The organism is Rhizobium sp. WW_1 (assembly GCF_003610155.1).
GTDB classification, from domain to species: domain Bacteria; phylum Pseudomonadota; class Alphaproteobacteria; order Rhizobiales; family Rhizobiaceae; genus Rhizobium; species Rhizobium tropici_A.
The window spans coordinates 436479-459862 of the sequence record NZ_RAIN01000007.1 but is presented as its reverse complement, the minus strand read 5'-3'; the positions used below and the strand labels follow the sequence as shown (position 1 = coordinate 459862).

Sequence of the window (23384 nt, the reverse complement as noted above, 5' to 3'; positions counted from 1 at the left end):
GCGTACATGAAATAAAATTGCAATGTCGCCCGACAGGGATCGCGCGCTGAAAGCTGACTGAAAGGTTGCCCACGCTAGGTTCGCCGAGCTTCGTGGAGGAAGCATATTTTCTGCAGCGTCGAATGGCGCAACGATTCAAACAGGAGGAGACATTGATGCGTCCATCGCGCACCTTTTTTCATACCGTAGCCCTTTCCCTCGTCATATCAGCTGCCTCGCTTGCAGCCACGGCCGCCAATGCAGCCGACAAGATTTCCATCATGGTGGGCGGCTACGAAAAGCAGATCTATCTGCCGGCCAAGCTCGCCGAATCCCTCGGCTACTTCAAGGATGAAGGCCTCGACGTCGAGCTTCTCAATGAATCTGCCGGTGTCGATGCTGAAAACCAGCTGCTGGCCGGCGCCGTTCAGGGTGTCGTCGGCTTCTACGACCACTGTGTCGATCTGCAGGCCAAGGGCAAGTTCATCAAGTCCGTCGTACAGTTCAGCCAGGCGCCGGGCGAAGTCGAATTGGTGTCATCCAAGTATCCTGACATCAAGTCCTTTGCCGACCTGAAGGGCAAGCGCGCTGGCGTTACCGGTCTCGGCTCGTCCACCAACTTCCTGACGCTCTACATGGCGTCGAAAGCTGGCCTGTCCCCGGCTGACATCACGCCCGTTCCGGTCGGCGCCGGCCAGACCTTCATCGCCGCCATGCAGCAGGATGCGATCCAGGTCGGCATGACCACCGAGCCGACGATCTCGCGACTGCTCAAGACCGGCGAAGCCAAGATCCTCGTCGATCTCCGTACACTGAAGGGCACCGAAGCAGCGCTCGGCGGTACCTATCCGGCCGCTTCGCTCTATATGGATGCCGCATGGGTCGACGCCCATAAGGACGAAGTGCAGAAGCTTGCGAATGCTTTCGTCAAGACGATGCGCTTCATCCATACCCATTCCGCCGCCGAGATTGCCGACAAGATGCCGAAGGATTTCTACGTCGGCGACAAGGACGGCTACATCAAGGCTCTCGACGCCGGCAAGGAAATGTTCACGGCCGACGGCGTGATGCCGGAAGACGGTCCGAAGACGGTTCTCGCCGTGCTCTCGCAGTTCTCCAAGAACGTCAAGGGCAAGACGATCGACCTGTCGAAGACCTACACGACGGAATTCGTCAAGAACGTCAAGTAAGCAGCCATGACGCCGCTTCCGGCGAATTCCGGAAGCGGCGGTTCAAGGGACTTTGCAGTTCACTGGGCTTTGCGTGCACGCCCTGAAGGCACGCGTCAGGATCAGCACCATGCAACAGGATGAACGCCGCACACCGGCGATCGAGCTCATCAATGTCAGCCGCCGTTTCGTATCGCCGACCGGCAAGTCGTTGACCGCGCTGCGCGATTTCAACATGACGGTCGAGCGCGGCGAATTCGTCGCCGTCGTCGGACCGACGGGCTGCGGCAAGTCGACGACGCTCAATCTCGTAACCGGCCTTGCCAAGCCGAGCGCCGGCGAAGTCCGCCTGATGGGCGGCCCGGTCAGCGGCATCGATCCGCGCGTCGGCTTCGCCTTCCAGACGGATGCGCTGTTTCCCTGGAAGAACGTCATCGAAAACGTCATGGCCGGTCCGCTGTTTCGCGGCAAATCGAAGGCCGAGGCCGAAAAGATGGCCAAGGACTGGCTCGCCCGCGTCGGGCTTTCGAAGTTTCTGCATCACTATCCGCATCAGCTTTCCGGCGGCATGCGCAAGCGCGTGTCGTTGGCGCAGACCTTCATCAACGAGCCGGAAATCCTGCTGATGGACGAGCCCTTCTCGGCGCTTGACGTGCAGACCCGCACGGTCATGCACGAAGAACTTCTGAAGCTCTGGGCCGAACGCCAGGCCTCTGTCGTCTTCGTGACGCACGATCTCGAAGAAGCCGTTGCCCTTGCCGACAAGGTCTATGTGCTGACGGCCGGTCCCGCGACGGTCAAATCGGTCTACACAATCGACCTGCCGCGTCCGCGCGTCGTCTCGGAGATCCGCTACGAGCAGAACTTCATCGATTATTGCAAGACGATCTGGGACGACCTGCGCGAAGAGGTCGAAACCAGCTATCGCCGTGCCGCGGAAGCGGCATAAGGGAGGATTGATCATGGCAAACACAGCTCTCGAAGCAGGCAATGCCCCGATCTTCCGCGCCGGCACCTCGGACGCGGAAATCGAAGCTGCAGCACTGAAGGCGCTCGCTCGCCGCAAATACGTCGTGCTGGCATGGCAGATCGGCATTCTGCTCGCCATTATCGGCCTCTGGCAGCTCGCCTCAGACCTGCACTGGATTGACCCGTTCTTCTATTCGAGCCCCTATGGCATCGCCTGGCGCCTCTGGGAATGGGTTGTTGATGGCACGGAAAGCGGTTCGCTCTGGTACCATCTCGGCGTTACCATGGAAGAAGCGCTGATCGGCTTCATCATCGGCTCGGTCACCGGCGTCCTCGTCGGCGTCGCCCTTGGCCGCAACAAGCTCGCTTCCGATATCCTGTCGATCTACATCAAGGCGATCAACTCGATCCCGCGCGTCGTTCTCGCGCCGATCTTCGTGATGATCATGGGCCTCGGCCTGCCGTCCAAGGTGGCACTCGCCTTCATCATGGTGTTCTTCGTCGTGTTCGCCAACGCCTTCCAGGGCGTTCGCGAAGCCGACCGCAACATGATCGCCAATGCCCGCATCCTCGGCGCCTCCAACTGGCAGGTGACGCGCAATGTCATCCTGCCGTCGGCGATGAGCTGGATTTTTGCAAGCCTACACATCTCCTTCTCCTTCGCCATCATCGGCGCCATCGTCGGCGAGTTCGTGGGATCGCTTGCCGGTATCGGCTACCTGATCTCGATCGCCAAGGGCACCTATGACGCAGCCGGCCTCTATGCTGCGATCATCCTCGTGATGGTCGTCACGCTCGGCGCCGAATATGTGATGACGCTCATCGAGAACCGCATCACCCGCTGGCGTCCGCAGCAGAGCCTCGACACGCACTAGGCGGTCAATTTACTGGCACCTCCCAAGGCCAGGGCCGGGCGTCTTGCCCGGCCTTCTTTGATTTTGCACGCGGGGCCCCCCTCTCCCCGCGGGCGGGAAGAGGGGACTATATCGCCCAGCTCGCTTGCTGTTGCTTTTCCGCTGCCTGCGCTGTTCAAACAGCCGGCAGCCGCACGCTGACCAACAGGCCGCCGCCGGCCGCATCGCCAAGCGTCACCGAGCCGCCGGCGCCGTCGACCACTTCGCGGACGATGGCGAGGCCGAGGCCGCTGCCTTCGGGCTCGGTGCCCATGATGCGATAGAAGCGTTCGAAGACCTGGGTGCGTTCTTCCTCGGGAATGCCGGGGCCGTTGTCCTCGACCCATAGCAATGCCGTATCGCCTTCCTGACCGACGCCGACTGTTACGCGGCCGCCCGTCTGGGTGTAGCGCAAGGCATTGTCGACGAGATTAACAAGCATTTCGCGCAGCATGGTGCCATCGCCCTCGACATGGACCGGCGACTCGCCAGCCTCCAGCCCGAGATCGATATTGCGGCGCAGGGCCTCCTCGGCAAGCGTTTCCAGGACCCGCCGGGCCGTTTCCGCAAGATCGATCGTGTCGTTGCGCGGCCGCCGGCTGCCGGGTTCGGCGCGCGACAGCGTCAAGAGCTGGCTGGCAAGCCGGGTCACCTGCCGCGTGCTGGAGCGCAAGGCCGTCAGCGCCTCGTCGCGCCTGATATTGTCCGTTTCGCGCGCGGCAAAGCTTGCCTGGGTCGAGATCAGAGCGAGCGGCGTGCGCAGCTGATGGGCGGCGTTCGAGACGAAGCGGCGCTGCGCCGCCATCTGGTACTGCACCCGTTCCATATGATCGTTGAGGGCGTGGACGAGCGGCCGAAGCTCGTTCTGTACCATATGAGGGTCGAGCGGATCGAGGCGCTGGCGGCCGCGCTCGCGCACCGCGTCGCGCAGGCGCAGCACGGGCGCGAGGCCACGTTGCAGGCCGATGATCGTGACCAGGCCCGCAAGGAGGACAAGCGCGAGCTGCTTGGTGAAATCCGAAAGCCACAGCCTGCGGCGCATGGCATCCTGGCTGTTATGCGTGACGGCGACGGCGACGGAAATCGTGCCGTCCTGATCGAGGCCGACGACTGGATGGCTCAGCATGAGCACGCGGACGTCATCGGTCCGGAACATCTTGTCCTCGCCGACCCGGTCGCGCCCCGGCCGAGGCAGATCAGGAAAGCCGGCGACCAAGTTCCCCCATGCAGTCACGACTTGATAGAAGACCCGGTCGCCATAGCCGGTATCGAACATTTCCAATGCAGCGGGCGGGATGTCGATCTGCACCGTGCCGCTGGCATCGACGCGCACGGCCTCCGCGATCACGCGTGCCGAGGCAAGCAGAGTATGATCGGTGACGAGCTTTGACGTTGCGTCAGCCGAACGGAAGCTCAGATAGAGGTTGATGCAGATTGCGCCGATCAGGGTCAGCACGACCCAGGCGAAAAGTTGCGCCCGAAGGCTTGTCGCCAGCGCGCCGATGGCTCGGCTCAACATTCCCTGGCGTGGCGGCGTGTCATCATTGTGCATGGCGAAGGAGATAGCCGAGGCCGCGCAGCGTCGCGATCTGCACGGTGCTGCCCTCGAGCTTCTTGCGCACGCGGTGCACGTAGATCTCGATGGCGCTGGTGTCGGCGAGATCGTCGAATCCGAAGACGCTTTCCGACAGCGTCGTCTTGGTGACGGTCGTGCCTGCCTTCATCATCAGATGTTCGAGGACTGCATGTTCGCGCGGGGTCAGCGCCAGGGCTTCGCCGGCCAGATAGAACTGCCGCGTCCCGCCATCGAAGAGCAGATCGCCGACGGCGATCTCGGGCGCGGCGTGGTCGTGGCCGCGGCGCACGGCAGCGCGGATGCGGGCTTCGAGTTCGGCGATCTCGAAGGGCTTGGCGAGATAATCGTCGGCGCCGCTGTCGAGGCCGGCGACCCGGCCGTCGAGGCTGGCATTGGCCGTCAGGATGATAACAGGCACCTTGTTGCCACTCTGGCGCAGGCGCTTCAGCAGCGTCAGTCCATCCATTTTCGGCAGCGACAGATCGAGAATGACGATGGAATAGGCGGCGACTTTCAGCATGTGTTCGGCATCTTCGCCGTCATAGGCGATGTCGACGACATATTGCGCCTGACGCAGCGCCTTGCCGAGCCAGGACGCCAGTTCGCGGTTGTCTTCGACGATCAGGAGCCTCATGAAGCAACTATACAGCAAGTATCGGATGTAGCGAACATTTCCGGCGGTTTTCCAGTCAAGACGTCATCGACTGCCGAGCCGCAAACCCATCTCCCTGACCTCCTTCAGATACACCTTGCGCGCATAGGGCGGGGTCAGATTGTGATCGGCTTCGGGAATGATGGTGAGGCGTATATCCGGAAAATGCTTCAGGCCCGCGCCGTTGTCGCCGAACTGGTCATGCAGGTGATCGAGGCCGATGTCGTGGGCGCTGTAGATCAAGGACATGTCGACGCCGCGTCTGGTGAGCGTACGGAAGCCGCCCAGCACGGGTCCTTGTGCCGCGGCAAAGAAAGGAAAGGCGCCGAGCACCTGGCGGCTTGCTCGCACCGCGCGTCGGCCGAGCCCGGTCGCCATGTTGCACAGGGCGCTTTTCGCATCGATCTGGCCGCCGAAGAGCCTCTTCAATGTTTCCAATTGCAGGAGTTTTCGCCCGTAGGTTTCCAGCGACCTGGGGGCGAAGCGCAGGGCTTCATCGACAGATTGGCTCTCATCCCAATGGAAGCTGTAGGGATTGACCGTGATGAGGCCGCCGCAGCGCGTGTCGCGTAACGCCGCCTGGAAGGCGAGGTAACCGCCGCTGCAGCGTCCCACGACATAGGCGGGCAGGAGATCCTGCTTCTCCAGAAGATCCAGCGCCTCGGCGACATCCCGATGCTGTTCGCCGGAATAGAGCACCTGCTCCGGCGCGCCGGAAAGCGGCGGACTGTCGCCGACATTGGCCGTATCGAAACGCAGCGACGCTATGCCGTCGCGGGCAAGCGCGCGCGCCATGGTGACGGACATCCGGCCCCAGCCGGCGCTTCTGTCATAGGCCGTGGTCAGAAGCAGCGCGGTTGCGCCCGTGCGGGCGCCTTCGGGTTCGCAGAGAATGCCGAACATGCGGTTCCCCGCGCCGAAACGCAGCGGCGTCTCGCGAAAGCCTTCGCCGATAAGAGGCGCGGCGACCGGCGGCGCAAGATCGGTCGATGCGATCTCACCGGTTTCGGCGGCGACCGACTGCACCCATTCGACCAGTTTTCGGCCAGCTGCCGTCGGCATGGTCGCGACGGTGGGGTTCGAGACCAGATCGTCATAACCTTCGTAAGAGGCCTGCGTGACGTGGGGACCGAGCGTTTCGAGATGATGCGCAAAATCGGCGTCTCCCGGCCGGCCGGGGCGCGTCAGCACGAGGCAGTTCGCCGTGCCGAGCCCTTCTAGCGTCATGAGATTCAGCTTCTTCACCGCATCGGCGGTGCTATCGGGCATGCGCAGGCTGGCGACGGTGACGCCGTCGGTCTGACGTTGCGCCTCGGCAAGCCCCATGCCCTCATCGATCATCTTCGACCAGACGGTCAGTTCGCGCAGATAGGCGCGGCCGGAAATGACGGGCGCAAGAAAGGCGATGCCGTCAACGCCGGCAATATATTCGACAAGCGTTGCGGCGATAGTCCCGCCAAGACCCTGGCTGACAAGAATCAGGCGATCGCAGCCGGAAAGCGCCTTGAGCTTTGCCGCGGCGGCAAGCGCGGTATCCTGCCATGGTTTCAGGCCTTCGCCGTCATCGGCCAGGTCAAGTGCGTCGCCGGTGCCGGCATAGTCGAAACGCAGGCTGGCGACGCCGATGTGGGCAAGATCCTCCGCCAGAATCCGCCAGAACTTGCGCACACACATTTCCTCAAAGCCCCAGGGGCTGAGAAACAGCACGGCGGAGCCACGCGAAGGGGTAGCAGCCGATGTGAACAAGCCGATCGTTCCGGCGAAGGTCACCGGTGTCGCTGCGGATCTTGACTGTCTTTCCTTGTTCTGTTTTTCGGCGGCTCCCCAACCAGCCATGCTAGTCTCCTCACATTCGGCGCGGCGCCAATAGGGCCAGAGCCTGAGTGGCAATCGGATTGATACGTGCAGGCAATCGCGTCGCGATTTTCTGCATGACGTCGATATCTTCGGCTGGAACGGCTTTCAGCACTCTGAGCGCGACACCATAGGCGAGGACACCGCCGATGATGGCGCCGACGAGACCTGCGACACCGGTCAGCGCCTGAACAAAACCATAGGCTGCAGCCGCGCACAGAATGGCAGCAACCGTGACTTTTGCAAGGTTGATGAGCATGCCGCGTGTCGATCCTTCGAATTCCATGCGGCGCACCGTCAGCAGGCACAGGGCGGTAAAGGCGAGGAGACGGACCAGCGCCGCACCCTCGCCTCCGAAAAAGGGCACCGCGACCGCGCAGCCGATGACCATGATGACGCTGGCGATGACGCCTAGGACGGTGCGCTCGCGCACGCGGTCGAGCGAATAGAGATATTGCGTGCATATCTGCATGAAGACATAGGGTATCGCCGTCAGCGACAGCAGCGCGACCATGCTTCCGCTTGGCGCAAAGGCCGGGCCGAAGATCGTCACCACAAGCTCCGGCGAGATGGCGGCAAGCCCGAAACTCATCGGCAGGGTGATATAGGCGATACTGCGCGCCACGCCGGCAAAGACCTCGACCGGCAGCTTGTCGGAATCACGCGCGTGCATCTGCTCGGAGTAATAGGGCAGCAGACTGCCGCTCAATTGCACGGGGAGTTGCAGCGCCAGATTGGCGAGCGACAGGCCGACGGCATAGAAGCCGACCGCTTCGATGCCCCAGTAGCGTTGCAGGAAGATGAGCTCGATGCGATTGAGGAAAATCGAACTGTTGATGAGCTCGATCGAGAGGATGAGCGATGAGCCGACGAGGGTGGATAGTCCGACGCCGCAGCTGTTCTTGCGCGCGATGGCTATCCGCAGGGTCGCGATGAACATCGGCAGCTGGCCGATCGCATAGCCGGCAAGCGCACCGCTGACGCCAAAGAAGATGGCACCCAGCAATACGGTCACGAGCTGCAGCGCCGAGCTTGTCACCGTGATGCGCAGGAACGCGCCGACCTGCTGTTCGCCGATCAGATAGTTCTTGCTGTAGGCGCCAAGAGACTGAAGAACGAAGAATACGCCGGTTATGACAATGACTTCGGACGCGTCGCCGGCCCAATGTAGCCGCTCCGTATCCCAATAATAGGCGACGTAACCCGCGAGCAGTATGATGGTTGCGATGATCGTCGGCTGCAGAAGATAGGCGGCAAAGCCAAGGCGTTCTTCTGTCGAATAGCCGTTTCCCTTCAATTGCGGCAGGATGCGCAGCAGGGTGACGCCGGCGCCGAGCTCGGCGATCAGCGCGCCCGTCGTCGTCAGCCACAGGGAAAAGGCGATGATGCCGTTGGCCTCGGGGCCGAGCAGACGTGCCGCGATGATCGAACAGACAAAGCCGGTCGCAAGCAGGGTCAATCCCGCCGCGGCGTTCAGAACCGAATTTGCCATTATGCTCTTCGTCATGAAGACTGACCGTTCCTCAAATTGCCGGAACCTATTGCACATGTCCGGCTCTTCGTGGGGATAGCGTCAGCTCTATTTCATATGCCTTAATATTTAGGGTTTAATGCTGCGGTAAGTTCATTTTTTACTTCGGCTAATATTCTTTCTCTCTGATATTGGCCGCCTCGGGGCTTGTGCGGAGGATTTTAGTGTTCAGCCTCATCGTCTGCACCGTCGATCGGTTCGACCAGCTGGAGCGGCTTTTCCGCTCGCTGGCCGGGCAGAGCCACAAGGATTTCGAGGTCATCGTCGTCGATCAGAACGTCGACGACCGCCTGCGCGCGCTGATCGACGGCTTTTCCTCTTCCTTCCTCATTCGCCACATCCGCTCGCCGAAGGGGCTTTCGCGGGCACGCAACAACGGCATGGCGGTCGCGGAAGGCGATTATGTCTGCTTTCCCGATGACGACTGCTGGTATGAGGCCGATACGCTTTCGACGGCAGCGACGCTGTTCTCGGCCCATCCGGATCTCTCGATCGTCACCGGCCGCACGCTCGACGCCGAAGGTCTCGCTTCCGTCAGCCCGACGGGCGAGACGCGGCTTTCGCTGACGCGCTGGAATTATCTGAAGTGCGGCAACTCCAATGGCATCTTCGTCCGCCGAGCAGCGCTTTCCGATATTGGCGGTTTCGACGAGGATCTCGGCGTCGGTTCGGAATCGCCTTTCCAGAGCGGCGAAGAAGCGGATTTCCTGCTGCGGGCGCTTGCTGCCGGCAAACATGCGATGTTCTTTCCCGAGCTTATCGTCCATCACGATCAGGTCACCAGTGAGTATGGGCCACGACAGGTGGAGCGGGCGCGCAAATACGGGCGCGGCTTCGGCGCGCTGATGCGAAAGCAGGCATTTCCCTTGTATTACGTCGGCTACCGACTGTTCCGACCGGCTGTCAGCTGGCTGGCGGCGCTCGTGCGTTTCAACCTCGATGCAGCGCGCTACAAGCGCGCCTGGCTCGTGGGCATTGTGGAAGGTTACGCAGCCTGGCCGCGCTGGCGCAGAAGCTGAGGCGACTTGCCCTTCGGCGTCAGGGTTTCCGCGTAGACATCCATGTAGCGTTGGGCGACTTCGTCCCAGGCATAGGCGCGGGCATCGCGCAGAAGTTCCTGCCGCAGGCTGAGGTCGTCGGCCTCAAGGCGCTCGAAGGCCGCGGTCAGCGTGTCGGCGGCGGCTTCGGGATTGGAAAAATCCGACAGCATCAGCGCAGGGTGGGTTTCCGCCATTGCCTTATAGGCTTCGTTGGTGTTCAGCACCGGTAGCAGGCCCGCGCTCATGGCCTCGATCGCCACCAGGCCGAAGCCTTCATACTCGGAGGCCGAGGCGAAGAGCGAGGCGCGAGCGATGATGTTGCGGATCGCTCCGTCGTCGATCGACACGTGCAGCGCGACGTTGTGCTCCAGGCCGCGCGTCGCGATTTCCTTCTCCAACATCGGCCGATCGAGATCCGACGCGGCGCCGATGATGTCGAGATGCCAATCCTCGTGACGGGCCGCCAGCACCTTCATGGCATCGAGCAGGTGGTCGAGCCGCTTGTTGACCGAGAAGCGGCCGATGGTGACGATGCGGCGGCGGGCTTCGAGCGCGGCACAATTGGAAAATTTGCCGACATCGGCGCCGTTTTCGATCAAGCGCACGCGGCTGTCGGCGATCCTGGAAAAGAGCCGTGCGTCGGACTGGCTGCAGCAGATGAGCGAGTGATAGCCGAATGCTGAAAGCCGCGTTGCGGTATTGAACCAGATCTTCTTGATGGCGGCATATTTCTGCGTGTGGAAGAAGCCGCCATGGGTGGTGGCGACCATTGGCCGGCCATGCATCAGCTTGCCCCAGGCCAGCGCATCGAAGAAGAAATCGACGGCGTGGACATGAACGAGGTCGGCATCGGCCAGATGGCGGAAGACCTTTGGGGCCAGCGGATAGCGGCTGGAGCCGGACCAGGGAATGCGGACGATCTCGATGCCGTCGATGGTTTCACTTTCTGGGAGTTCACGGCCGGGATCGGAAAACAGGCTGTTGCAGGTGACGACGCGTACCCGATAGCCGCGGGAAACCAGCTGGCGGCAGAGATTGGCAACGACGTCTTCCAGGCCGCCCTTGTTCGGCAGAAACTGGCGCACGACATGCAGGATCAGCGGTCCGGCCAGCTTGTTTGCCTGATTATCCGCAACAGCCGATGTCATATCCACCCTCGACCCCTATGCCGTGCCGCACGACAGCAATCCGGCGCTGCAGCGCGCCGTCCGTTGATCAGTCGGCAAAGCAGATCATCGGGGCGGTTAAAAAGGGCTTAATCGCGGGCGGAAAGGCGAGTTGTTTCGGGCAAGAGGGTTAATAGCGGGGCGATATACGGCAGGAAGGTCAAGCTTGTCAGGTGAATGTGACGATGCTGGACCATTGTGTCTGGCCGTCGCTCTTGGACCATGCCCCTCACCCTAGCCCTCTCCCCGCTTGCGGGAAAAGGGGACAGCTTCGGTGTTCGTCGCACACCTTTTGTCTCGCCCACAGAACTCAATCGACTCTCACTCCGCGTGAAAACGGGGAGAGGGTTGGGGTGAGGGGCAATTTCGAATGAGACGGTGTTCAGACCCGAAGTCCGAACCTCTCAAAACGCTCGGAAGGTCAGTGTCGTCAGCGAGCGGATGATACCCGGGATGTTGGCGATGTGGTCGTTGATGAATTTGCCGATATCCTGCTCCTCGGCGATGTAGACCTTCATCAGCAGGTCGTAGTCGCCGCTGGTGGAATACAGCTCCGAAACCAGCTCCGTCTGGTAGATCGCGTCGGCGACCTCGTAGGTCTTGCCGGGAGAGCATTGGAGCTGAACGAAAATGGGCTTCATGAGGGTGTCCTGCTTTTGGCTGCGACCGCGATGGCGATCGGCTTTTTCTCTATAATGGTCGAAAGCGCCGTCGCCATGCAAGTTTTTCTCCAGAGCGGATAATTTTAGGTGTGTTCGACGTAGAATCTGAATCCGCCCTGGAATCAAAGAGGTGGAGCATGATGTCGTCCGAAAGCCCCCACACTTTTTCGGCATCATGCTCTGTCCACCGGATGTCGCTCTTGCCGCTTCCGCAATTTCGCGCATAGCGCTAGATTGCCGCGATTATCTCTGTTGATTGGACTGATTTCATGCTGAATGACCCGCGCTCCCATGGTCTCTGGGAAAAGACCGCCCCCTCGCCGCCGGCGACGACGCCGCTTTCCGGGGAGGTGTCTGCCGATGTCGTGGTGGTCGGCGGCGGCTATACCGGTCTTTCGACGGCGCTGCATCTGGCGGAAGCCGGCACGAATGTCGTGCTGCTGGAGGCCAATGAAATCGGCTTTGGTGGCGCCGGTCGTAATGTCGGTCTCATCAATGCCGGCATGTGGGTGATGCCGGACGATCTTCCCGGTGAACTCGGCGCCATCCATGGCGAGCGGTTGCTCGATCTGCTCGGCAATGGGCCGAAGCTGGTCATGGAGCTGATCGATAAGCATGGTATCGCCTGCGAGCTCGAGCGCAACGGCACGCTGCATTGCGCCGTCGGGCCGGAGGGATTGAAGGAAATCGAGGAGCGTGCCCGGCAATGGGGCAAGCGCGGTGCGCCGGTTACCGTCCTCGATGCGCGGGAGACAGAGCGCCGGGTCGGCAGCTCGGCTTATGCGGGAGCGCTGCTCGACATGCGCGCTGGCACGCTGCAGCCGCTTGCTTATGCCCGAGGCCTTGCCCATGCCGTGGTGAAATCAGGCGTCGCCATCCATACCGGCAGTCGTGTGACGTCGACGGAAAGAAGCGGCGCGAAATGGGTGGTTTCGACCGATAGCGGCAAGGTCAGCGCCGACTGGATCGTCGTCGCCACCGACGCCTACAGCACCGGTCCGTGGGAGGCGATCAGGAACGAACAGGTGCATCTGCCCTATTTCAATTTCGCGACCGTGCCGCTGGGCGACAACCTGCGCAAGTCCGTGCTGCCGGGGCGCGAGGGTGCTTGGGACACCAAGGAAGTGCTCTCGTCCTTCCGCATGGACCAGGCCGGCCGGCTCGTCTTCGGCAGCGTCGGCGCTCTGCGCAATACCGGTCTTGCCATTCACAAGAACTGGGCGCGGCGGTCGATCAGGAAGCTCTTTCCGCAGCTTGGCGACATCCCCTTCGAATGCGAATGGCATGGCAAGATCGGCATGACCGACAATGCCCTACCGCGCTTCCATAAGCTCGCCCAGAATGTCGTCGGTTTCTCGGGCTATAATGGTCGCGGCATCGCGCCGGGCACCGTGTTCGGCAAGGTACTTGCCGGCCATATTCTTGGGCAGATTTCCGAGGCGGATCTGCCGCTGCCGGTGACCGATATCGTCGAGCCGAGCTTCAGGGCAGCGAAGGAAATGTGGTACGAGGCCGGCGCCCAGGCCGCGCATTTTGTCGGCGCCAGGGTCTGAAGCAATTCCAGGAAAAGTGCGCAGCGGTTTTCCGTCCGGAATTGCGAGACAATAGATAGAACAGTCAACGAAACAGCATTACGGGAAGAGGAAACAAGATGACCGCGACATCAGATCTTGCTGCCGAAACCAAGGCAATATTGACGGAGCTTGGCGTATCGGCCGATCGCTACACCGGCGGGACGCTTGCCGTCACCTCTCCGGTGACGGGCGGCGAGATCGGCCGGCTCAAGGAGCATTCGGCTGAGGACGCGAAGGGCGCGATCGCGGCGGCGCACGAGGCGTTTCTCGCATGGCGCAATGTGCCGGCGCCGAAGCGCGGCGAGCTGATCCGCCTGCTCGGCGAGGAGCTGCGTGCCGGCAAGGCGGCGCTCGGCCGACTCGTCTCCATCGAAGTGGGAAAGATCACCTCCGAAGGCCTCGGCGAAGTGCAGGAGATGATCGATATCTGCGATTTCGCCGTGGGGCTGTCGCGCCAGCTTTACGGCCTGACCATCGCCACCGAACGCTCGGAGCATCGGATGATGGAAAGCTGGCATCCGCTGGGCGCGATCGGCATCATCTCCGCCTTCAATTTCCCCGTTGCCGTCTGGTCGTGGAATGCGGCGCTCGCCATCGTCTGCGGCAATTCCACCATCTGGAAGCCGTCGGAAAAGACGCCGCTGACCGCGCTTGCCGTGCAAGCCTTGTTTGAAAGGGCGCTGAAGCGCTACGTCGCTGAGGGCGGCGAGGCGCCGGCCAATCTGTCGACGCTGTTGATCGGCGGCCGCGATCTCGGCGAGTTGCTGGTCGATCACCCGCAGGTGCCGCTGGTTTCGGCGACCGGCTCGACGGCGATGGGCCGTGCGGTCGGCCCGCGCCTTGCCGGCCGTTTCGCCCGGGCCATCCTCGAACTTGGCGGCAACAATGCCGCCATCGTCTGCCCGACGGCCGACCTCGATCTCACCCTGCGCGGTGTCGCCTTTTCCGCGATGGGCACGGCCGGCCAGCGCTGCACGACTCTGCGCCGCCTCTTCGTCCATGACAGCGTCTACGATCAGCTCGTTCCGCGTCTGCAGAAGGCCTATGGTTCGGTGACAATAGGCAATCCGCTTGAAGCAGGAACCCTCGTCGGTCCGCTGATCGACGGACAGGCCTTTGACCGCATGCAGTCGGCTCTTGCCGCAGCGAAGTCAGCGGGCGGCACGATCACCGGCGGCGAGCGCGTCGAAAACGGTTCGGCCGATGCCTTTTACGTTCGCCCGGCCCTGGTCGAAATGCCAGAGCAGACCGGCCCGGTCGAGCAGGAAACCTTCGCGCCGATCCTCTATGTGATGAAATACAGCGATTTCGACAAGGTTCTGGCGTTGCACAATGCCGTGCCGCAGGGCCTGTCGTCCTCGATCTTCACCAACGACATGCGCGAGGCAGAGACCTTCGTCTCGGCACGCGGTTCGGATTGCGGTATCGCCAACGTCAATCTCGGCCCCTCAGGCGCCGAGATCGGCGGCGCATTCGGCGGTGAAAAGGAAACCGGCGGCGGACGCGAGTCCGGCTCCGATGCCTGGAAAGCCTATATGCGCCGGGCGACCAATACGATCAACTACGGTCGCACGCTGCCTCTGGCTCAGGGCGTCAAGTTCGACGTGGCCTAGCGCAGGAGCATTTCCAGGAAAAGTGCGTAGCGGTTTTCCGTCCGGAATGCGTAAGGGAACAATAAGATAGAGTTTTTGCTGCGTTGCGATGAGGCGGATGAGGGCGTAGAAAGCCTTTATCCGCCTCATTTGTTTTCAAGGTCTTGCCTCATGCATCTGTCGCTCGCCGAAGCCGAAACATTGGTCGTGGAGGCGTTGCAGCGAAGCAAGGTGAGCGACGGGAATGCCCGCTCCGTGGCGGTCGCGCTCGTGGCGGCCGAAGCGGCGGGGCAGGGTGGTCATGGGTTGCGCCGTGTTCCCGCCTATGCCGGGCAGGCCAAGGTCGGCAAGACCGATGGTTTCGCAACGCCGCAGGTGAGCCGGCCCTTTCCGGCCGTGCTGCGCATCGATGCCGGCAACGGCTATGCCTATCCCGCTCTCGATCTCGCCGTTGACGCGCTTCCAAACATAGCCCGCGAGCAGGGGATCGCGCTTGCCGCCATCAGCCGATCGCACCATGCCGGCGTCATGGGCCTGACGGTGGAGCGCTTTGCCGATCAGGGACTGGTGGCGCTGATGGTCGCCAATGCACCGGCGGCGATGGCGCCCTGGGGCGGCAAGACGCCGGTTTTCGGCACCAATCCCATCGCCTTTGCTGCGCCGCTTCCCGGCGACGAGCCTGTTGTCATCGATCTCGCGCTTTCGAAAGTGGCGCGGGGCAAGGTGATGGCGGCGCGCCAGCAGGGCGCTCCGATCCCCGCCGACTGGGCTTTCGACCGCGAGGGGAGGCCGACCACCGATGCCGAAGAAGCCTTGGCCGGCACCATGATCCCGGCCGGGGATTCGAAGGGTGCGGCACTCGCTCTCATGGTGGAGATCCTCGCAGCCGGCCTAACCGGCGCCAATTACGCCTTCGAATCCTCCTCGCTCTTCGACGACAAGGGTGGGCCGCCGGCGCTTGGCCACACCATCATCGCCATCAATCCGGCGGCGACAAGTGGCGCGGATACGGCGCAGCGGCTGGCCTTGCTGGCAGGCGAGATCACCCGCGATCCCAATGTCCGCCTGCCGGGCCGGCGCGGGCAGAGTTCGCGGCGGCTTGCGCTGATGGAGGGGATCTCCGTCGAGGATGAGGTGATTGCGGCGATAGAGAGGCTTTGAAGGCTGTTTAAGGTGATGGTCGGGTGAGTGTGTCTTTGTCGTGCTTTCACACACGGCCCCTCACCCCAGCCCTCTTCCCGCAAGCGGGGCGAGGGAGTTATCGCGCTAAGCTAATGTGTCGATGTGCGAAGATGGGAGCTCTTTGACTCGGTCATCCCCTCGCCCCGCTTGCGGGGAGAGGGCTAGGGTGAGGGGCCAGGCATGTTGTTGTTGCATTAAATTAGACGCCTGACGGCCACCCGCAGCCCACCAATCAAGCGACCGCCGGCTTCTCGTCCAGCCAGCCGCCGGTGAAGCCGGCGCGTTCGAGACCGGTTCGGAGGATCGGGGATTGCCGCATCAGATTCCAGATCATGCCGGTGCGGGCGTTTTCGATCATCATGACCAGCAGACCCTGGTCAAGCGCGACGGAGCGATCGTCCACCCAGCCTTCCGGACCGGGACCCTTGACGCTCGGATTGAAGCCGCCGGGGAAGCGGCCGTCGAGCAGCAGGTTGGGATAGGTCGAAAGCAGCGCCCGCGTGCCGTCGAGTGCGGCCTGGCGGTCGAAAGGTAGGCAAGAGAGCGGGCCCCAGGGGGCGATGGTGCCGTCGTCTGGGCCGAGCGGAGCGCCGCGGGCGGCATAGCCGAACAGTTTCGGGGCGTAGCGCAGGCTGTGCTTGGTGCCGGTGGGGTTCGGGCCGTCGCAGGCGGAAAGACCCCATATATCCTTGGTGTAGCCGGCGAAATGGCTGGGATTGCGCTCGGTGTAATCACGCTGCACTGATATCGCCGTCTGCGTATTGCGGAAGTAATCGGTGTCCTTGTCGGCGACATGCTTGTCGCGGATGCCGCGGAAATCGATCCAGGCATGCGAGAAGAGATGGATGAACAGCGGCCCTGCATAGAGGAAGGGCGTGTCCTTGAACATCATCCAGGTATAGGTCGAGGCGAAGGCGTCGTAGCTGGATGGTGGAATAGGATGCGTGGGCGAGCCGAGCGCCAGCACATAGAGGAAGATCGCCTCGTCATAGCCCTGGTAGCGCCAGCGCAGGAAGCCGCTGGCCGGCTTCCAGCCCATGCTGATCGTCTGGCCCTTGTTCAGCGCCCAATGCCAGTCGCAGCGTTCGTAGAGGAATTTCGCCTGCTTGCGGAGATCGCGCTCGACCTGACTGTTTCCGGTGAAATAGGCGGCCGCCGTCAGGACGCCGATCAGCAGCAGACCGGTATCGATGGTCGAAAGCTCGCTGTTCCAGGCGCGGTTGCCCGTCTCCATATAGAGGAAGTGATAGTAGAAGCCGCGATGGCCAGTGGCCCCGCGCTCGGTGCCCTGATCGCTGTTGGCGAAGAAATCGAGGGCGGCCAGCACCCGTTTGGCCGCATCGGCGCGGCTGATCCAGCCGCGCTCGACGGCGACCGGATAGCTCGAAAGCGCAAAGCCGACCGCGGCGATGCTGCAATGGCTTGTTTTGATGGAGGTATCCGCCACCAGTCCGTTTTCCGGATTGGTATGGAGCATGAAATATTCGAACGCAGAGCGTTGCAATTGGTCGATCAGCGCGTCGTCGGTTTCATTTACCTGCTGCAGCATCGTCTATCCGTCTCCTCGGCGCTCCCGTTCCCTGCTGAACATGGGAGCTTGGATAGTTGCAAATCAAACATGATTAACGATGACATACTTTTGTGGAGGATTCTTTAATATCAGTGGGTTGTTGAGGTGGTCATCCCCAACCCTGAGGGCTGAAGATGCGCTCTATGGGAGATTTCAATCAATGAAACCCGCAAAAGTAGAATAACGGCGGCTGCACCAACCCATTCGGCAAGGGGCGATATATCGGCCGTGTAGTGATTCGCGTCGATGAAATGGCTTTAGCCGAGCGCGGTTTCCAGCCGTCGTTTCAGCCGCGCCAACGTTCTGCCAAACACCGCCTCATCTTCGAGGGCTCTGGCAAGCGTCAATGCGCCCTGGATGCCGATCACAGCCTCTTCGGCGAGCGGCTTCGCTTCTGCGCCCGGCGCGCCGGCTTTGAGCAGCGCGCCGGCAAGCGCTTCGATCCAGCGATGAAAGTAGCCGCGGATGGCTGCCGAAAAGTGATCGCGGGTTTCGTCCAAGGCAAAGGCGCCGATCAGGCAGACACGGCGGCCGGAACGGAAATAACTGTCCGTCGTCTCCCACATGCGCGCGATGGCGGCACGCGGCTCGCCCTCTTCGAGCGGCCTGAACATTTCCGTCACGAACCAGGCGTCGATATGGGCGATAATCTCGGCCGCCATCTCTTCCTTGCCGCCCGGAAAAAAGTGATAGAGGCTGCCCTTCGAAAGCTTCGTGCGGGCGGTGATGTGGCTCATCGATGCCCCCTCGTAGCCGAGCTCGCGGAAGACTTCAGCAACGAGGGCGATGGCGTCGGGCTTTTCGAAGACGGTTCGCACCATCTCAAAGGCCAAGATCGGAAAGGCCGGGGTGATCGTCAGGCCGGCGGCCGAGCGGCCAGTGGAATTTCCGGTCTTCCTGCCTGATCGGCATGTCGTTGATGGAGGCGAAGCGGCGCTGCATGAGGCCGTCGGCATCGAATTCCCAGTTCTCGTTGCCATAGGAGCGGAACCAGTGGCCGCTGTCGTCATGCCATTCATAGGCAAAACGCACAGCGATGCGATTGCCCTCGAAGGTCCAAAGTTCCTTGATCAGCCGGTAATCCAGCTCCCTTGCCCATTTGCGCGTCAGGAATTCGACAATCTCCTTGCGGCCGCGCGGGAATTCGGCGCGGTTTCGCCATTGGCTGTCTTCCGTGTAGACCTTGGAAACGCGCTCGGGATCACGGCTATTCCAGCCATCTTCGGCCATGCGGACCTTGGCGATTGCAGTTTCGCGGGTGAAAGGCGGGACGAGTGGGGTCGGCATGATGATCTCCTTGTAGACCGATCGGTTATTAATAAACCGATCGGTCTACAAGATCAAGAGGCGATCTTTACGTGGGGCGTGGGGCTCAACGGGCGAATTTTCGCGCCCCGGCGACGCAGGCGACGACGCCGATGGTCACAACGAGCATCGACCAGCTGACGCTTTCCTTGAGGAGTGCTGCGGCAAGCGCGAAGCCGAAGAAGGGCTGCAGGAATTGCAGCTGGCCGACGGCGGCAATGCCGCCCTGTGCCAGTCCGCGATACCAGAAGACGAAGCCGATCAACATGCTGAAGAGCGAGACATAGGTGAGACCGAGCCAGGCGGGGCGGCCGATACCGTCGATCGTGTGCGGCATGGTCACGACGCAGAGCGCGATCATAACGGGCAGGGAGAGGACCAGCGCCCAGCAAATGACCTGCCAGCCGCCGAGCCGGCGCGAAAGCACGGCGCCTTCGGCATAGCCAAGTCCGCAGACGATGATGGCCGCCAGCATCAGGAGATCGCCGACCGGCGAGGCCGATATGCCCTGGGTCAGAGCATAGCCGCTGACGAGTGCACTGCCGATGGCGGAAAAGATCCAGAAGGCCGCACGTGGCCGTTCGCCGCCGCGCAGTACCCCGAAGATGGCAGTCGCCAATGGTAGCAGGCCGATGAAGACGATCGAATGAGCCGAGGTGACGTGCTTCAGCGCCAGCGCCGTCAGCAGCGGAAAGCCGACGACGCAGCCGAGCGCGACGATCGCAAGCGAGACGATGTCGCCGCGGGCGGGGCGCTTTTCGCGAAAGGCAAGCAGCAGGCAAAGGCCCAGCATGCCGGCGATCACCGCGCGAGCAACGGTCAGGAACAGCGGGTCGAAATCCATCACGGCCACGCGGGTCGCCGGCAGCGAGCCGCTGAAGATCACCACACCCGTCAAACCGTAGATCCATCCTGTCGTCGTCTTGTCCATTGCACATGCTCCTTTTGATCACAGCGGTATCGGAAAGTTCGGCTGGTCAAGCCAGAGACAGTGCAGTACAATTTTCGAGAACTGTTATGGTTTGAAAGGCAGTACAGATGGATGATCTATCGTCACGGAGCGCAGGTGGGAGCACCCGCATCGAGGGGGTGATGACGGCGATTTCCGATCGCATCGCCAGTCGCAGCCTGATGCCGGGGGCGCGACTTCCTTCCGTGCGCGGCTTTGCCAAGGCGATGCAGGTGTCGGTTTCCACCGTCGTGGAGGCTTATGAGCGGCTTGCCGCCGAAGGCACGATCCGCTCGCGCCCGGGCTCGGGATTCTATGTATGCGGTTCGCTGCCACCGCTGTCACTGTCGGAAAGCGGTACGGCATCCGATCCCAATGTCGATCCGCTGTGGATCGCGCGGCAATCGCTCGAGATGGGCGATGACGTCCTTAAGCCCGGCTGCGGCTGGCTTCCGCCCTCCTGGCTACCGCAGCCGGGATTGCGGCGCGCGCTGCGAACGCTGGCGCGAGGGGATATGGGCGTGCTTGCCAATTACGGAACGCCGCTCGGCCTGCCGCCACTGCGGCAGCTGCTGGCAAGACGCCTCGGCGATCATGGCATCACAGTGCGGCCGGACCAGATCATGCTGACGGAATCCGGAACGCATGCGATCGATCTTCTCTGCCGTTTCCTCGTCGAGCCCGGCGATACCGTGCTGGTCGACGATCCCTGCTATTTCAATTTCCATGCGCTCCTGCGTGCGCATCGCGTCAACGTCATCGGCGTGCCCTTCACGCCGACGGGGCCGGATATAGAGCTGTTCGGTGAGGCTCTCGAGCGGCACAAGCCGCGGCTCTACATCACCAATTCGGCGATCCACAATCCCACAGGCGCCGTGCTCTCGCCTGTCACGGCGCATCGCCTGCTGAAATTGGCCGAGGCTTCCGGCCTGATCATCATCGAGGACGATATCTTCGCCGATTTCGAGCATGTGCCGGCGCCGCGTCTTGCCGCCTTTGATGGGCTCGACCGGGTGATCCATATCGGCAGTTTTTCCAAGACGCTATCGGCTTCGGTGCGCTGCGGCTTCATCGCTGCGAGACGAGACTGGATCGACGGGCTTGTCGATCTCAAGGTCGCAAGCAGTTTCAGCTCCGGGCAGTTGTCCGCCGAACTGGTCTATCTCACCTTGAAGGATGGCAGTTACCGCAAGCATGTCGAGGCGCTGCGGCTGCGGCTCGCCAAGACCATGTCGGAGGTATCGGCGCGGCTGGAGGCGATCGGCATCGTGCCCTGGCTGAAGCCGCAGGCCGGGATGTTTCTCTGGTGCCGGCTACCGGAGGGGCTCAATGCCGCCGATGTCGCACGCGCCTGCGTCGCCGAGGGCATCGTCCTCGCACCAGGCAATGTGTTCAGCCTTTCGGATGGCGCCGGACGCTTCATGCGGTTCAACGTTGCGCAATCGACCGATCCTCGCATCTTCGATGTGCTGGAAGCGTCCATGCGACGCCTGAAATAGCCGCTTTCATCGGTGGATTGCGTTCGGTTTTCGCCGTATTCGGAAGGGGCGGAAGGCCACCGCTCTTGCCAGATGGAAATGATCCGTCATAGCTTTGCCACATCGCCGCGCCAATTGCGGCCCACATCGGCTCAGAAATATTCGACTAAATGAGGTCGGTCGTGCGCGTTCTGCTTGTTGAAGACGACAATATCCTCGGATCATCGCTGAAAAAGGCGCTGGAAAAGCATGCCTATGGCGTCGACTGGATGCGCGATGGCGAATCCGGCCTCGAGGCTGCGGCGCATTCGCATTTCGCCGCGATCATCCTCGACATCAACCTGCCGCTGCTGAGCGGCATGGAGGTGCTGCGGCGCATCCGACAGCGCGGCAATTCCGTGCCGGTGCTTTTGCTGACGGCGATGGATTCCGTTCGGCAGAAGGTCGAAGGTCTCGATGAGGGTGCCGACGACTATCTGGTCAAGCCCTTCGATCTCGACGAATTGCTGGCGCGGCTGCGCGCACTCATCCGACGGCGCGACGGGCGAACCGAAAGCGTCATCCGCTGCGGCGAGGTGGAGGTCGACCCCTCCGCCATGGTGGCGCGCAAGGGCAGTGTGCAGGTGCATACCACGGCGAAGGAGTTCCATCTCTTGAAGCTGCTGATGGAGCGCAGCGGTCGATACGTGACGAAGAACGATATCGAATATGCGCTCTACGATGCTGAAAACACCGTAGAGAGCAACACGATCGAAGTGACGATCTACAATCTGCGCAAGAAGCTCGGCACCGATTTCATCAAGTCGATCCGCGGCGTCGGCTACATGATCGAGCGATGAACAATTCCACGCTTACCAGGAAGCTATTTCTCCGTATTGCGCCAGTCGTCGTGGTGACCATCGTCGTGATCGCCGCCTTCGCCTTCAACAGCGCGACGCGGGAGATCAACAATATCTACGATGCCCAGCTCATCGACGATGCCAATGTCATCTGGAGCCTGCTGCGCCGCCCACTGGAGAGGAATCCGGACCATGCGGCCAAGCAGATCGACGACATCGACTTCAATATGGACAATCAGCTGGCCTTCAATGAAGACGCCGATGATTATGCCGACGCCCATATGTTTCGCGCCTGGGTCGATGGCAAGATCCGCTTCTACAGCAGCACGGCGTTCCTCTCCGATGTGCCGCAGCAGAGGGTCGGTTTCACCACCCTGACCTATGGCGGGGAGGAATGGCGCATCTATTCGCTGCCGATCCCGAGCACGAGCATCGTGATCGAGCTCGGCGAGAAGATCGCGCTTCGCGAAACGCTCGTTTCCAACATTCTCCTCAATCTCTTCTTCCCGCTGCTGATGCTGGTGCCCGTCATCGGCTTTCTGATCTGGCTCGGTATCAACAGCGGCCTGCGCACCATTCACGGGCTGGTGCGGCAGATCCGCACGCGATCGCCCGACGATCTCTCGGCCATTCCCGTCGAGGAGCTGCCGCGCGATCTGCTGCCGCTTGGCCGGTCGATCAACCAGCTGCTGGAAAAGCTCGCCCAGTCGCTGACGCTGGAGCGGCGCTTCTCAGACCTTGCGGCCCATCAGCTGCGCACGCCGCAGGCGAGCGTGAAGCTGCTTTTGCGGATGCTCGAACACAGCGACAGCGATCACGAGCGGCAGGCGATCATTTCCGATCTTGTCGCCAGCAACAACCGCACCATTCATCTGATCGAGCAGCTGCTGCGGCTCGCCAGGGTCAGCCACCACCCCCTCAATCTGACATCGGTGCCTCTCTATCACTGGATGGCCTCGCTCATTGCCGAATTCGGCAACATCATCACCAGTCGGGAGCTTGACGTCGTGCTGGAAGGGGACGAGCCGATCGAGGTTACGACCGACGAGTCGCTGTTGCGCATGCTGGTCACCAACCTGCTCGACAATGCCATCAAATACACGCCAGCGGGCGGGGAGATCAAAATTTCCATCACCTCCGAGGATGGTTTTGGTTGCATTTCGATCAGCGACAGCGGCCCCGGCATTCCGCCGCATGAGCGGGAGGCGGTGTTCCAACGCTTCTATCGTCTCAATACGCTTCACACCGAAGGCGCAGGCCTCGGCCTCGCCATCGTCGCGGATACGGCGGACCGTCTCTCGGCGTCGGTCGACCTTTCGACCTCGCGCCTGGGTAGTGGTCTTCAAGTCGATCTAAGATTGCCTTTGAGCTAAAAATCAACGCCTCGTCGTTTTTCATTTTCAG

Annotated in this window: 20 protein-coding genes; 10 read left to right on the top strand and 10 right to left on the bottom strand. The window is 61.8% G+C overall.

Features of this window, described 5'->3' with window-relative positions; all coding sequences use genetic code 11:
- The first annotated feature begins 155 nt into the window (after positions 1-155).
- The 3 genes from BJ928_RS22990 to BJ928_RS22980 all read left to right on the top strand — a co-directional run bounded on the left by BJ928_RS22990 (position 156) and on the right by BJ928_RS22980 (position 2992).
- On the top strand, positions 156-1169 hold the full coding sequence (locus tag BJ928_RS22990; RefSeq protein WP_047630980.1) for an ABC transporter substrate-binding protein: 1014 nt from the start codon (positions 156-158) through the stop codon (positions 1167-1169).
- Between the two features lie 109 nt (positions 1170-1278).
- On the top strand, positions 1279-2097 hold the full coding sequence (locus BJ928_RS22985) for an ABC transporter ATP-binding protein (protein WP_047630535.1): 819 nt from the start codon (positions 1279-1281) through the stop codon (positions 2095-2097).
- Positions 2098-2110: 13 nt separating this feature from the next.
- Complete coding sequence (locus BJ928_RS22980; protein ID WP_047630536.1) at positions 2111-2992, top strand: ABC transporter permease; 882 nt, start codon at positions 2111-2113, stop codon at positions 2990-2992.
- Positions 2993-3146: 154 nt separating this feature from the next.
- Here BJ928_RS22980 and BJ928_RS22975 read toward each other — a convergent pair whose 3' ends face one another.
- From BJ928_RS22975 to BJ928_RS22960, 4 genes are all read right to left on the bottom strand, one after another.
- On the bottom strand, positions 3147-4562 hold the full coding sequence (locus BJ928_RS22975) for a sensor histidine kinase (RefSeq protein WP_047630537.1): 1416 nt from the start codon (positions 4560-4562) through the stop codon (positions 3147-3149).
- Complete coding sequence (locus BJ928_RS22970) at positions 4552-5220, bottom strand: response regulator (protein WP_047630982.1); 669 nt, start codon at positions 5218-5220, stop codon at positions 4552-4554. The genes BJ928_RS22975 and BJ928_RS22970 overlap by 11 nt, the downstream gene beginning before the upstream one ends.
- 63 nt (positions 5221-5283) lie before the next feature.
- A complete protein-coding gene (locus BJ928_RS22965) occupies positions 5284-7074 on the bottom strand; it encodes an alpha/beta fold hydrolase (protein ID WP_047630538.1) in 1791 nt (596 codons plus the stop codon).
- A gap of 10 nt (positions 7075-7084) precedes the next feature.
- Positions 7085-8599: a polysaccharide biosynthesis C-terminal domain-containing protein gene (locus BJ928_RS22960; RefSeq protein ID WP_047630539.1), complete on the bottom strand. Its 1515-nt coding sequence runs from the start codon at positions 8597-8599 to the stop codon at positions 7085-7087.
- Positions 8600-8787: 188 nt separating this feature from the next.
- Here BJ928_RS22960 and BJ928_RS22955 point away from each other — a divergent pair, with 188 nt between their 5' ends.
- Positions 8788-9642, top strand: a complete 855-nt coding sequence (locus tag BJ928_RS22955) for a glycosyltransferase family 2 protein (RefSeq protein WP_047630540.1) — start codon at positions 8788-8790, stop codon at positions 9640-9642.
- Here BJ928_RS22955 and BJ928_RS22950 read toward each other — a convergent pair.
- Positions 9609-10811 (bottom strand): glycosyltransferase family 4 protein, encoded by a 1203-nt coding sequence (locus BJ928_RS22950; protein ID WP_047630541.1) that lies wholly within the window; start codon positions 10809-10811, stop codon positions 9609-9611. The two genes, BJ928_RS22955 and BJ928_RS22950, sit on opposite strands and share 34 nt — an antisense overlap.
- 422 nt (positions 10812-11233) lie before the next feature.
- Positions 11234-11470, bottom strand: a complete 237-nt coding sequence (locus BJ928_RS22945) for an Lrp/AsnC ligand binding domain-containing protein (protein ID WP_047630985.1) — start codon at positions 11468-11470, stop codon at positions 11234-11236.
- Positions 11471-11760: 290 nt separating this feature from the next.
- On the opposite strand from BJ928_RS22945, the gene BJ928_RS22940 reads away from it, so the two are divergent.
- The 3 genes from BJ928_RS22940 to BJ928_RS22930 all read left to right on the top strand — a co-directional run bounded on the left by BJ928_RS22940 (position 11761) and on the right by BJ928_RS22930 (position 15818).
- The gene (locus BJ928_RS22940; RefSeq protein ID WP_047630542.1) at positions 11761-13044 is read left to right on the top strand and encodes an FAD-binding oxidoreductase; all 1284 of its coding nucleotides are present in this window, start codon (positions 11761-11763) and stop codon (positions 13042-13044) included.
- Between the two features lie 98 nt (positions 13045-13142).
- Positions 13143-14678, top strand: a complete 1536-nt coding sequence (locus BJ928_RS22935; RefSeq protein WP_047630543.1) for an aldehyde dehydrogenase family protein — start codon at positions 13143-13145, stop codon at positions 14676-14678.
- A gap of 150 nt (positions 14679-14828) precedes the next feature.
- A complete protein-coding gene (locus BJ928_RS22930; RefSeq protein WP_047630544.1) occupies positions 14829-15818 on the top strand; it encodes an Ldh family oxidoreductase in 990 nt (329 codons plus the stop codon).
- Positions 15819-16071: 253 nt separating this feature from the next.
- Here the strand turns inward: BJ928_RS22930 and BJ928_RS22925 are convergent, their stop codons facing one another.
- The 4 genes from BJ928_RS22925 to BJ928_RS22910 form a co-directional block, all read right to left on the bottom strand.
- On the bottom strand, positions 16072-17388 hold the full coding sequence (locus tag BJ928_RS22925; protein WP_047630545.1) for a glucoamylase family protein: 1317 nt from the start codon (positions 17386-17388) through the stop codon (positions 16072-16074).
- A gap of 278 nt (positions 17389-17666) precedes the next feature.
- Positions 17667-18230, bottom strand: a complete 564-nt coding sequence (locus BJ928_RS22920; RefSeq protein ID WP_082011819.1) for a TetR/AcrR family transcriptional regulator — start codon at positions 18228-18230, stop codon at positions 17667-17669.
- Between the two features lies 1 nt (position 18231).
- Positions 18232-18696: a nuclear transport factor 2 family protein gene (locus tag BJ928_RS22915; protein ID WP_047630546.1), complete on the bottom strand. Its 465-nt coding sequence runs from the start codon at positions 18694-18696 to the stop codon at positions 18232-18234.
- Positions 18697-18781: 85 nt separating this feature from the next.
- Positions 18782-19645 (bottom strand): DMT family transporter, encoded by an 864-nt coding sequence (locus BJ928_RS22910; protein ID WP_047630547.1) that lies wholly within the window; start codon positions 19643-19645, stop codon positions 18782-18784.
- Between the two features lie 107 nt (positions 19646-19752).
- Here BJ928_RS22910 and BJ928_RS22905 point away from each other — a divergent pair, with 107 nt between their 5' ends.
- From BJ928_RS22905 to BJ928_RS22895, 3 genes are all read left to right on the top strand, one after another.
- Positions 19753-21162: a PLP-dependent aminotransferase family protein gene (locus BJ928_RS22905; RefSeq protein ID WP_047630548.1), complete on the top strand. Its 1410-nt coding sequence runs from the start codon at positions 19753-19755 to the stop codon at positions 21160-21162.
- Between the two features lie 161 nt (positions 21163-21323).
- Positions 21324-21980: a response regulator transcription factor gene (locus BJ928_RS22900; protein WP_047630989.1), complete on the top strand. Its 657-nt coding sequence runs from the start codon at positions 21324-21326 to the stop codon at positions 21978-21980.
- Positions 21977-23353 carry a HAMP domain-containing sensor histidine kinase gene (locus tag BJ928_RS22895; RefSeq protein WP_047630549.1) on the top strand — a complete coding sequence of 459 codons (1377 nt, stop codon included), beginning with the start codon at positions 21977-21979 and terminating at the stop codon, positions 23351-23353. Before BJ928_RS22900 ends, BJ928_RS22895 begins: the two co-directional genes overlap by 4 nt.
- Positions 23354-23384 lie beyond the last annotated feature (31 nt).

Bases quoted from the DNA above. Each gene is read 5' to 3' on its own strand.
- BJ928_RS22990 (WP_047630980.1), top strand. From the start codon at position 156: ATGCGTCCATCGCGCACCTTTTTTCATACCGTAGCCCTTTCCCTCGTC.
- BJ928_RS22985 (WP_047630535.1), top strand. From the start codon at position 1,279: ATGCAACAGGATGAACGCCGCACACCGGCGATCGAGCTCATCAATGTC.
- BJ928_RS22980 (WP_047630536.1), top strand. From the start codon at position 2,111: ATGGCAAACACAGCTCTCGAAGCAGGCAATGCCCCGATCTTCCGCGCC.
- BJ928_RS22975 (WP_047630537.1), bottom strand. From the start codon at position 4,562: ATGCACAATGATGACACGCCGCCACGCCAGGGAATGTTGAGCCGAGCC.
- BJ928_RS22970 (WP_047630982.1), bottom strand. From the start codon at position 5,220: ATGAGGCTCCTGATCGTCGAAGACAACCGCGAACTGGCGTCCTGGCTC.
- BJ928_RS22965 (WP_047630538.1), bottom strand. From the start codon at position 7,074: ATGGCTGGTTGGGGAGCCGCCGAAAAACAGAACAAGGAAAGACAGTCA.
- BJ928_RS22960 (WP_047630539.1), bottom strand. From the start codon at position 8,599: ATGACGAAGAGCATAATGGCAAATTCGGTTCTGAACGCCGCGGCGGGA.
- BJ928_RS22950 (WP_047630541.1), bottom strand. From the start codon at position 10,811: ATGACATCGGCTGTTGCGGATAATCAGGCAAACAAGCTGGCCGGACCG.
- BJ928_RS22945 (WP_047630985.1), bottom strand. From the start codon at position 11,470: ATGAAGCCCATTTTCGTTCAGCTCCAATGCTCTCCCGGCAAGACCTAC.
- BJ928_RS22940 (WP_047630542.1), top strand. From the start codon at position 11,761: ATGCTGAATGACCCGCGCTCCCATGGTCTCTGGGAAAAGACCGCCCCC.
- BJ928_RS22935 (WP_047630543.1), top strand. From the start codon at position 13,143: ATGACCGCGACATCAGATCTTGCTGCCGAAACCAAGGCAATATTGACG.
- BJ928_RS22930 (WP_047630544.1), top strand. From the start codon at position 14,829: ATGCATCTGTCGCTCGCCGAAGCCGAAACATTGGTCGTGGAGGCGTTG.
- BJ928_RS22925 (WP_047630545.1), bottom strand. From the start codon at position 17,388: ATGCTGCAGCAGGTAAATGAAACCGACGACGCGCTGATCGACCAATTG.
- BJ928_RS22920 (WP_082011819.1), bottom strand. From the start codon at position 18,230: ATGGTGCGAACCGTCTTCGAAAAGCCCGACGCCATCGCCCTCGTTGCT.
- BJ928_RS22915 (WP_047630546.1), bottom strand. From the start codon at position 18,696: ATGCCGACCCCACTCGTCCCGCCTTTCACCCGCGAAACTGCAATCGCC.
- BJ928_RS22910 (WP_047630547.1), bottom strand. From the start codon at position 19,645: ATGGACAAGACGACGACAGGATGGATCTACGGTTTGACGGGTGTGGTG.
- BJ928_RS22905 (WP_047630548.1), top strand. From the start codon at position 19,753: ATGGATGATCTATCGTCACGGAGCGCAGGTGGGAGCACCCGCATCGAG.
- BJ928_RS22895 (WP_047630549.1), top strand. From the start codon at position 21,977: ATGAACAATTCCACGCTTACCAGGAAGCTATTTCTCCGTATTGCGCCA.